Annotated in this window: 8 protein-coding genes; 1 reads left to right on the forward strand and 7 read right to left on the reverse strand. The window is 70.0% G+C overall.

Features of this window, described 5'->3' with window-relative positions:
- Positions 1–29 precede the first annotated feature (29 nt).
- Both BGN98_RS11045 and BGN98_RS11050 read right to left on the reverse strand, forming a co-directional pair.
- Positions 30–1,394 (reverse strand): APC family permease, encoded by a 1,365-nt coding sequence (locus BGN98_RS11045; RefSeq protein WP_288121423.1) that lies wholly within the window; start codon positions 1,392–1,394, stop codon positions 30–32.
- 213 nt (positions 1,395–1,607) lie between these two features.
- The gene (locus tag BGN98_RS11050; RefSeq protein ID WP_288121414.1) at positions 1,608–2,081 is read right to left on the reverse strand and encodes an Lrp/AsnC family transcriptional regulator; all 474 of its coding nucleotides are present in this window, start codon (positions 2,079–2,081) and stop codon (positions 1,608–1,610) included.
- A gap of 141 nt (positions 2,082–2,222) precedes the next feature.
- Here BGN98_RS11050 and ald point away from each other — a divergent pair, with 141 nt between their 5' ends.
- Positions 2,223–3,296: an alanine dehydrogenase gene (gene ald / locus BGN98_RS11055; protein WP_036289144.1), complete on the forward strand. Its 1,074-nt coding sequence runs from the start codon at positions 2,223–2,225 to the stop codon at positions 3,294–3,296.
- Between the two features lie 87 nt (positions 3,297–3,383).
- On the opposite strand, the gene BGN98_RS11060 is transcribed toward ald, so the two are convergent.
- The 5 genes from BGN98_RS11060 to BGN98_RS11080 all read right to left on the reverse strand — a co-directional run bounded on the left by BGN98_RS11060 (position 3,384) and on the right by BGN98_RS11080 (position 9,459).
- Positions 3,384–4,766 (reverse strand): aspartate aminotransferase family protein, encoded by a 1,383-nt coding sequence (locus BGN98_RS11060; RefSeq protein WP_288121415.1) that lies wholly within the window; start codon positions 4,764–4,766, stop codon positions 3,384–3,386.
- The gene (locus tag BGN98_RS11065; protein WP_196384588.1) at positions 4,763–5,245 is read right to left on the reverse strand and encodes an Lrp/AsnC family transcriptional regulator; all 483 of its coding nucleotides are present in this window, start codon (positions 5,243–5,245) and stop codon (positions 4,763–4,765) included. The genes BGN98_RS11060 and BGN98_RS11065 overlap by 4 nt, the downstream gene beginning before the upstream one ends.
- A gap of 85 nt (positions 5,246–5,330) precedes the next feature.
- Positions 5,331–6,707, reverse strand: a complete 1,377-nt coding sequence (locus BGN98_RS11070; protein ID WP_288121416.1) for a pyridoxal phosphate-dependent decarboxylase family protein — start codon at positions 6,705–6,707, stop codon at positions 5,331–5,333.
- Complete coding sequence (locus BGN98_RS11075; RefSeq protein ID WP_288121417.1) at positions 6,704–8,416, reverse strand: amidase; 1,713 nt, start codon at positions 8,414–8,416, stop codon at positions 6,704–6,706. The genes BGN98_RS11070 and BGN98_RS11075 overlap by 4 nt, the downstream gene beginning before the upstream one ends.
- Positions 8,413–9,459: an agmatine deiminase family protein gene (locus tag BGN98_RS11080; protein ID WP_288121418.1), complete on the reverse strand. Its 1,047-nt coding sequence runs from the start codon at positions 9,457–9,459 to the stop codon at positions 8,413–8,415. Before BGN98_RS11080 ends, BGN98_RS11075 begins: the two co-directional genes overlap by 4 nt.
- Between the last annotated feature and the right edge of the window lie 139 nt (positions 9,460–9,598).

Raw genomic sequence — 9,598 nt, forward strand, 5'->3', positions numbered from 1 at the left:
CCTTACCCCCGGTGCGTCGGGGGCTGCGCTCAGATCTGCGAGCGCGGCCCCGGTTCGACGATCTTGTTGAAACCGGTCACCGGCTGGTTCTCATCGAACGACACCACGGGGCGACGGAACCCTCGGGTGAGGAAGACGAGATACACGAGCCCGAGCCCCGTCCAGATGAGGCCGACGATGAGCGCGTGGTCGTCCAGGTTCACCCACAGCAGTCCGGTCAGCGCCATGCCGATCGCGGGCATCACGATGTAGTTGATGATGTCGCGCGGCGTCCGTCGACGTCCCTGGCGAACCGCGAACCAGGCGATCACCGAGATGTTCACGAAGGTGAACGCGATGAGGGCGCCGTAGTTGATGTAGTCGACGATCTGATCGAGGGTGAAGGCGATGGCCGCCAGGCTCACGATGCCGACCAGCACCACCGTGAACGCCGGGGTGTGGGTGCGCGGACTGATGTAGCCGAAGAAGCGCTTGGGCAGCACGCCGTTGCGGCCCATGACCAGCAGCATGCGAGCGACCGACGCGTGCGAGGCGAGCCACGACGCCAAGGTCGCCGCGAAGCCGGCGGCCGTCAGCACCGACTGCAGCACGATGCCGCCGACCTGCGAGCCGATCTCCGGCAGCGTCGAGTCGGCGATCGCCTCGGGCGGGAACGCCTCGTGGGCCGGGAAGCGCAGCTGCGTGAAGTAGGCCGCGACGAGGAAGATCGCGCCGCCCACCAGCACGGTCAGCAGGATCGCGCGCGGCATGGTCTTCGGGTTCTTCGCCTCCTCCGCGTACATCGTCACCGCGTCGAAGCCGATGAACGAGAAGCAGACGATGGTCGCACCGGCCAGCACCGCGCCGAACTCGACCTCGGGGTGGAAGAACGGCTGCACGGAGGCGACCGTACCGGCGCCGGCGCCCTGCCCCAACTGCACGATGACCATGACGACGAACACCGCCATGACCACGATCGAGAAGATCAGCAGGATCATGTTGACGTTGGAGGTGCCTCGCATCGTCAGGTAGATGATCCCGGTGACGCCCGCGGTGAAGGCCACGACCCACACCCATCCCGGGATGTCGGGGAAGAGCGCCTCCATGTAGCTGCGCAGGATCAGGGCGTTGACCATCGGCAGCAGCAGGTAGTCGATGAGCGACGTCCAGCCGACGAGGAAGCCGAGGCTCGGGTGCATCGACTCGCGGACGTAGGTGTACGCGGAGCCGGCGCTCGGGATGACGCCGACCATCTTGCCGTAGCTGATCGCGGTGAAGCCCATGACGACGAGGGCGAGCGCGTAGGCGGCGGGGACGACGTTGTTGGTCTCGACGGCGACATTGCCGAACGTGTCGAACACGACCGTCGGGGTCATGTAGCCGAGGCCGAGACCGACGATGGACCAGACTCCCAGAGAGCGCGCAAGGGTGGCGGAGCGAGAGGATGCCGACGTGGCGGCCAGTGACTCGTTCGTGATTCCTCCTGATGGTGAGGTGTTTCGGGTGCTCGAATACTAGGGTCGCCCTGTTTCGTTTGTGTAGCGTCGCCGTCACCTCCGATGACGCGTGGGCACCATGTTCGGACGATTCGACCGGGGATCGCCCCTTCGCGGACGAAGGGTGTGGGCTCAGACCCCGCGCAGCCCGTCGGTGCGCTCGAAGATGAGGCTCGTGTTGGTCGCCGCGACGATGGAGTGCGTGGAGAGGTGGTCGGTGACGAACGAGCGCAGGTCGGCGCTGTCGCGCCCGCGGAAGTGGATCACGAAGTCCTCCGCGCCGGCGACATAGAAGTACTGGGCGACGTCGGGGTGGGTGCGCAGCTCCTCGGCGAAGCGGGTCAGCTGCGCGCGTGCCCCCGGGCGGATCCGCACCGAGACCAGAGCCTCGGTGCGGTACCCCAGTGCTCCCGGATCGACGTCGATCGTGAAGTGACGGATCACCCCGCGGGAGACGAGCCGCGAGATGCGCGCGTGCACGGTGGATGCCGCCAATCCCAGCGTCGCGGCGAGGCGGCTCAGCGGCTGGCGGGCGTCGCTGCGCAACTCGTCGATGAGTCGGAGATCAGCGGCATCCATCGGTGTATCTGCGGAAGAAGCTGCCATGTGCCGAGCATAGTTCGATCGGAGAGACTGATTTCACTGAATCTTCGGATGCTCTTGTCGTGCATCGAGCGGGCTGACATCGTGATCGCGCTGCACCGCTCCACTCCCCTTTCCGCGGACCATGTCGAAGGAGTCCCGCCCATGATCATCGGTGTTCCCGCAGAGATCAAAGACAGTGAGCGCCGCGTCGGCATGACGCCCACGGGGGTCGACGAGCTCTCTGCACACGGCCACCGGGTGCTCATCCAGAGCGGAGCCGGCGTCGGGTCGGGCTTCAGCGACGACGCCTACCGCGCCGCGGGAGCCGAGATCGTCTCCGAGGCCGCCGACGTCTGGGGCGCCGCCGACCTGCTCGTCAAGGTCAAGGAGCCCATCGCGCCGGAGTACGGCTTCCTCCGTAAGGACCTGACGCTGTTCACCTACCTGCACCTGGCGGCCGCGCCGGCGCTCACGCAGGCGCTCCTGGATGCCGGCACCACCGCGATCGCGTACGAGACCGTGCAACTGCCCGACCGTTCGCTGCCCCTGCTCGCGCCCATGAGCGAGATCGCCGGGCGGCTGTCGGTGCAGGTCGGTGCGCAGCAGCTGCTGGGCCCGGCCGGTGGCCGCGGCATCCTGCTCGGAGGCGTCCCCGGTACCCCGCGCGGGCGGGTCGTCGTGATCGGCGGCGGCGTCGCCGGCACCCACGCCGCGCAGATGGCCGTGGGACTGGGTGCACACGTCACGATCGTCGACCTGTCGATCCCGCAGTTGCGCCGCCTCGACGAGCGTTTCGACGGCCGTGTGGACACGCGGGTGTCGACCCGTTCGACCATCGCCGACCTCGTCGCCGACGCCGACCTCGTGATCGGCTCGGTGCTGGTGCCGGGCGCCGCGGCGCCCAAGCTCGTCACGCTCGACATGGTCGAGCGCATGCGGCCGGGCTCGGTGCTCGTGGACATCGCGGTCGACCAGGGTGGCTGCTTCGAGGGCACGCACGCGACCACGCACACCGACCCGACCTACCGGGTGCACGATGCGATCTACTACGCCGTCGCCAACATGCCCGGGGCCGTGCCGCTGACCTCGACCCTCGCGCTCACGAACGCGACGCTGCGCTACACGCTCGCGCTCGCCGACCTCGGCACCGACGCCGCGCTCGCCGCTGACGCGTCTCTGCGTGCGGGCTTGTCGATCCGCGGCGGCGAGGTGATCGACACCCGCATCCTGGCCTGACGAACGCCGCAGATACGAACGAACTCCGCATCCGATCACGCGATCGGATGCGGAGTTCGTCGCATTCTGCGGAGCTCGTGATCCCGGTCAGAGGCGGGCCCAGGCCTCCGTGAGCACGGAGCGCAGGATCTGCTCGATCTCGTCGAACTCGGCCGGGCCGATGGTGAGCGGCGGGGCGAGCTGGATCACGGGGTCGCCGCGGTCGTCGGCGCGGCAGTAGAGCCCCGCGTCGAACAGCGCCTTGGAGAGGAAGCCGCGCAGCAGTCGCTCGGACTCGTCGTCGTCGAAGGTCTCCTTCGTGGCCTTGTCTTTGACCAGCTCGATGCCGAAGAAGTAGCCGTCGCCGCGCACGTCGCCGACGATCGGCAGGTCGAGCAGCTTCTCAAGCGTCGCGCGGAACACGGGCGAGTTCTCGCGCACGTTCTCCAGCAGCTTCTCCTCCTCGAACACATCGAGGTTCTCCAGGGCGACGGCCGCCGAGACGGGGTGCCCGCCGAAGGTGTAGCCGTGCGGGAACGACAGGTCGCCGTGCGCGAAGGGCTCGTAGACGCGGTCGTTCACGATCGTGCCGCCCAGCGGCGCGTAGCCGCTGGTGACGGCCTTCGCGAACGTGATCATGTCGGGCTGGTAGTCGTAGGCCTGGGCCCCGAAGTAGTGGCCGAGGCGTCCGAAGGCGCAGATCACCTCGTCGGAGACGAGCAGCACGTCGTAGCGGTCGCAGATCTCACGCACCCGCTGGAAGTAGCCCGCGGGAGCGGGGAAGCATCCGCCCGCGTTCTGCACCGGCTCGAGGAACACGGCGGCGACCGTCTCGGGACCCTCGAACTGGATCATCTGCTCGATGCGGTCGGCCGCCCACAGGCCGAACTCCTCGGGCGTCCCCCCGCCGAAGCCGGACTCCGCGGCGCGATAGTAGTTGGTGTTCGGCACGCGGAAGCCGCCCGGGGTGACGGGCTCGAACATGTGCTTCATGACGGGCAGGCCGGTGATCGCGAGGGCGCCCTGCGTGGTGCCGTGGTACGCGATGGCACGGGAGATGACCTTGTGCTTGGTGGGCTTTCCCTGCAGCTTCCAGTAGTGCTTGGCGAGCTTGAAAGCGGTCTCGACCGCCTCGCCGCCGCCCGTGGAGAAGAAGACGTGGTTGAGGTCGCCGGGCGCGAGGTTCGCGATGCGGTCGGCGGCCTCGATGCCCGAGGGGTGTGCGTACGACCAGAGCGGGAAGAACGCGAGCTCCTCCGCCTGTTTCGCCGCGGCCTGGGCGATGCGGGAGCGTCCGTGGCCGGCGTTGACGACGAACAGGCCCGCGAGCCCGTCGATGTAGCGCTTGCCGTGCGAGTCCCAGATGTGGTGGCCCTCGCCCTTGACGATGATGGGCACGCCGGCGCCCTCGGTCATCACCGACTGGCGTGCGAAGTGCATCCAGAGGTGGTTGCGGGCCTTGGCCTGCAGGTCGGCGTCGTCGATGGTCATCGTGTCCCCCAGTTGTAGAGCTGACGGTGGAGTTTGAGGTAGACGAAGGTCTCGGTCGAGACCACCTCGGGAAGGGCGCGGATCTGCTCGTTGAGCAGGTCCATGAGGTCGTCGTCGTTCTCGCAGACGACCTCGACGAGCAGATCGAACGATCCCGCCGTCGACACCACGTAGCTGATCCCCGGCAGGGTCGACAACTGCGCGGCGATGCCGCGGGTGTCGCCGGCGATGCGGATGCCGATCATCGCCTGACGGGCGAAGCCGAGCTGGAGCGGGTCGGTGACGGCGACGATCTGCATCACGCCCTGGTCGACGAGCTTCTGCACGCGCTGGCGCGTCGCTGCTTCGCTGAGACCGACGGCCTTCGCGATCTCGGCGTACGGTCGGCGCCCGTCCTCCTGCAGCTGCTCGATGATCGCTTTGGACGCGGCATCCAGGGCCTGTCGACGCGAAGGCGCGGTTTCCGTCGTTTGGGGCATGATCGGCGACGATATCAATCGCGACAGCGAATAATCAAGACTGATTCAGAAGTCAGCGAGCTGGCTCCCGTGCGACGTCCGGCGCTCAGTGCATGGTGTCGAGGATGCCGGTGAGGTCGTCGAACGTGGTGCGGGGGTTCAGGATCGCGAACCGGGCGTTGGGGCATCCCTCGTGGCTCGACGGCGTCACGAACGCGTGCTGCACGTCGAGGAGGCGCTGCGACCAGGCCTCGTAGTCGGCGCGCGTCCAGCCGTCGCGCTCGAACACGACCACGCCCAGCTGCGGCCGGCGCACGAGCGAGAAGCCGGAGCGCGCCTCGATCTCGTCGGCGATGCGCCGGGCCAGCACGATCGAGGCGCTGACGGCCTCGCGGTACGCGGCCGCGCCGTGCGTGGCCAGCGAGAACCACAGCGGCAGGCCGCGGGCGCGGCGGGTGAGGTGTGCGGCGTAGTCGGACGGGCTGTAGTCGGAGCGGTCGGTCAGGGTGTCGAGGTACTCCGCGTGCTGCGTGTGCGCGCGTCGGCCCTGCTCGGGGTCGCGGTAGATGAGAGCGCAGGCGTCGAACGGGGCGAACAGCCACTTGTGCGGATCGACGATCACCGAGTCGGCCTGCTCGACGCCGGCGTACAGGTGGCGGGCCAGCGGTGACAGCATGCCCGCGAGGCCGTAGGCGCCGTCGACGTGCAGCCAGATGTCGTGGGCGTGTGCTGCCGCGGCGACGCCGGCGATGTCGTCCACGATGCCGAAGTTGGTCGAGCCGGCGGTCGCGACGACGGCGAACACCCGCTCGTGCACGTCGGCGAGCACCTCCGCGACGGCGTCGCCGCGCAGCACCCCGTCGGCATCCGTGGGCACCGTGATGACGTCGACGTCCATCACCCGCGCCGCCGAGGCGATCGAGGAGTGCGCCTGCGAACTGCAGACGACCGCCCAGCGGGTCGGCGCGGCGGCGCCGGTGTCGGCGCGATGCGCGCGCGCCGCCTCGCGCGCGGCGACGAGGGCGGAGAGGTTGCCGAGCGTGCCGCCCTGCACGAAGACGCCGCCCGCGGATGCCGGCAGGCCGAACTCGTCGGCCAGCCAGCGCAGCACCTCGTTCTCGGCGTGCACGGCGCCGGCGCCCTCCAGCCAGGAGCCGCCGTAGAGTGCGCTCGCCGACACGACGAGGTCGAACGCCGCCGCCGCCTTCGTGGGCGCGGTCGGGATGAAGGAGAGATACCGCGGGTCGTCGGTCGTGATGCATGCCGGGGCCAGGACGTGCGTGAACACCCCGAGTGCGCGCTCGGCGCCGACCCCCTCTTCGGAGATCGTCCGCCCCGCCAGGCGGCTGAGCTCGGCGGCGGGCAGCGGCTTGTCGAGCGGGGTGTCCTGGGCGAGCAGGCGTTCGCGGGAGTAGTCGAGCACGAGGTCGACGATGCGGCGCGTCTCGGGGGTGACATCGTGCATGCGGGCGGCGTCGGTCATGTGCGGTCCTTCAGTGCGGGGGTGCGCGGCGGCACCGGTCGTTCGGGGGTGAGTGTCTCGATCGCGCAGCCGAGGCGCAGGAGTGCGACGTCGTCGCCGGATCGTCCCGCGATCGTCAGCCCGACCGGCATCCCGATGTCGGCCAGGGGTCCCATCGGCACCGTCACCGTCGGGATGCCGAGATGGCGGATGGCGAGATTGCCGTTCGCGACCCACACGCCGTTTCGCCAGCCGAGGTCGGCGGAGGCGGGGTTCACGTCCATGTCGGCGGGGCCGACGTCGGCGACGGCGGGGAAGACGACGGCGTCGAGGCCGCGATCGTCCATCCAGGCCTCCAGGTCGACCCGCCGGGTGCGCTCCAGGCCCCTCAGCCCCTCTTCGAGCTCCGGCATGTCGCGCCAGGTCATTCCGGGGTTCTCCCGCACCCAGTCGGGGTAGGTCGCGATGTCGTCGTCGAACCCGGTGTAGCGGTCGGGGAGGGCGCCGGCGGGGTGCGGGAAGATCCGTGCGCCGTCGACGTTCGTGAGGGAGGACAGGGCGGGGTCGCCGTTCGCGGACAGGAAGTCCTCCCACGCCCACGCCGACAGGTCGACGATCTCGCGCCGCAGGTAGGCGGGCGAGACGAATCCGCGCGTCGCGATGGTCGGCGCTTCCGGCCGGTCGCCCTCGTAGGTGCTGACCACGGGGAAGTCCACCTCGACGACCTCCGCCCCCGCCGCCTCGAGGGAAGCCCGCGTCTGCTGCCACAGTGCGATGATCGACGCGCGGGTCTGGATGCGCTGGCCGGTCGGGCCGCCGATGCCCGGGGCGGGGGAGGTCCCGGCATCCGGGTCGGCGTTGATGTACATCCGGGGGATGCCGAGGCGCAGGCCCGCCACCGTCGCGCCCGCGCCGAGCGCACGGTAGTCGTCCGGGCGCACGGCGGACGGCGCCGGCAGCGGGATCCATGGCTGTGTGCGCCAGAAGTCGCCGCGGGTGTCGGGGTCGTCCGCGACGATCACGTCGAGCACTTCGAGCAGGTCGGCCATCGTCCGGGTGTGGGGGACGACGACGTCCATCGTGGGCACGAGCGGCCAGTTGCCGCGGGTGGAGACGACGCCGCGCGAGGGGGTGTAGGCGCACAGCGCGTTGTTGCTCGCGGGCCCGCGGCCGCTCGACCACGTCTCCTCGCCGAGTCCGAAGGCCGCGAAGGATGCCGCGGTCGCCGTGCCCGACCCGTTCGACGATCCGGAGCCGAACGGTGCGGTCAGCCAGTCTGCGGAGTACGGGCTCTCCGCCCGTCCGTAGACGCCGCGCTGCATGCCGCCGTTGGCCATCGGCGGCATGTTTGTGAGTCCCAGGCAGATCGCCCCGCCCGCCCGCAGGCGCTCGATCGTGAAGGCGTCGCGCTGGGCGACCAGTTCGGCGAAGGCGGGGGAGCCCGCCGCGGCGGTGAGTCCCCGCACGAGGTAGCTGTCCTTCGCCGTGTAGGGGATGCCGTCCAGGGGTGAGAGGGTCTCGCCGCGGGCGCGGCGCTCGTCGGATGCCGCGGCTTCCGCGAGCGCGTCGGGGTTGCGGACGACGACCGCGTTGAGGGCGGTCGGGGTGGCGGGTGTGTCGTAGGCGTCGATGCGCGCGAGGTAGGCCTCGACGAGTTCGACGGCCGTCGCACGCCCGTCGTCGAGGGCGGCGCGCAGCTCGGCGATCGAGGCGTCGACGACGTCGATCACGAGGTCACCTCGCGCGGCAGGGCAGGCTGCTGTTGCGTGATGCAGTGGATGCCGCCGCCGCGCGCGAAGATGGGGCGGGCGTCGACCGTGACGATCTCGCGCCCCGGGTACGCATCGGCCAGGATCGCGCGGGCCTCGGCATCCGCTCTGTCCTCACCGAAGCCGCAGGCGATGACGCCGCCGCCCACGACGAGGTGGTTGACGTAGCTCCAGTCGACGAAGCCCTCGTCGTCGCGCAGGGTCGCCGGCGCGGGCAGCTCGACGACCTCGAGACGGCGTCCGGCGGCGTCGGTCTGAGTGGCGAGCAGTTCGCGGAGCGCGGCACTGACGGCGTGGTCGGGGTGCGCCGCGTCGCGCTGCGTGTGCAGGAGCACGCGACCGGGGGAGGGGAAGGTCGCGACGATGTCGACGTGGCCGTTCGTGCCGAAATCGTCGTAGTCGCGGGTGAGGCCGCGCGGCAGCCAGATCGCCGTCGTCGTGCCGAGGGTGCGGGCGAGCTCCGCTTCGACGCGCGCGCGATCGGCGTAGGGGTTGCGCCGCGGGTCGAGCTGCACCGTGTCGGTCAGCAGCACCGTGCCCTCGCCGTCGACGTGGAAGCCGCCGCCTTCGGCGACCAGGGTCGAGGAGATGAGTTCCGCGCCGACCTCGGCCGCGACGATGCGGGCGTGCTCGGCGGAGCGTTCCCAGCGTGCCCAGTCGTGTGCGCCCCAGCCGTTGAAGATCCAGTCGACCGCGCCGAGGACGCCGGGGCGTTCGTCGTCCACGACGAAGGTCGGGCCGTGATCGCGCATCCAGAACTCGTCGACCGGCGCCTCGAGGATCGTGACCTCGCCGGGCAGCATCCGCCGCGCGCGCGCCGTCTCGGCGGGATCGACGATCATCGTCACCGGCTCGAACCGGGCGATGCCCTCGGCGACCTCCGTCCACGCCGCGTAGCCCTCTTCGCGCTCGGCGTCGGTGCCGCCCAGGGTCGATCCCTCCACGGGGAAGGCCATCCACGTGCGCGCGTGCGGCGCGGTCTCGCTCGGCATCCGCCAGCTCATCGGCATCCTCGACTCTCGTCCGGTCCTGGAGTAGCTTATTGATCACATGATCAACTCATCGGAGGGTAGCGAGCGGATGCCGTCGACGTCAACTGCCGGACGGGCGCGGATGAGCGCCGATAAGAGGCGCGATCAGATC

The sequence above is a fragment of the Microbacterium sp. 69-7 genome, assembly GCF_001897985.1.
Lineage (GTDB): Bacteria > Actinomycetota > Actinomycetes > Actinomycetales > Microbacteriaceae > Microbacterium > Microbacterium laevaniformans.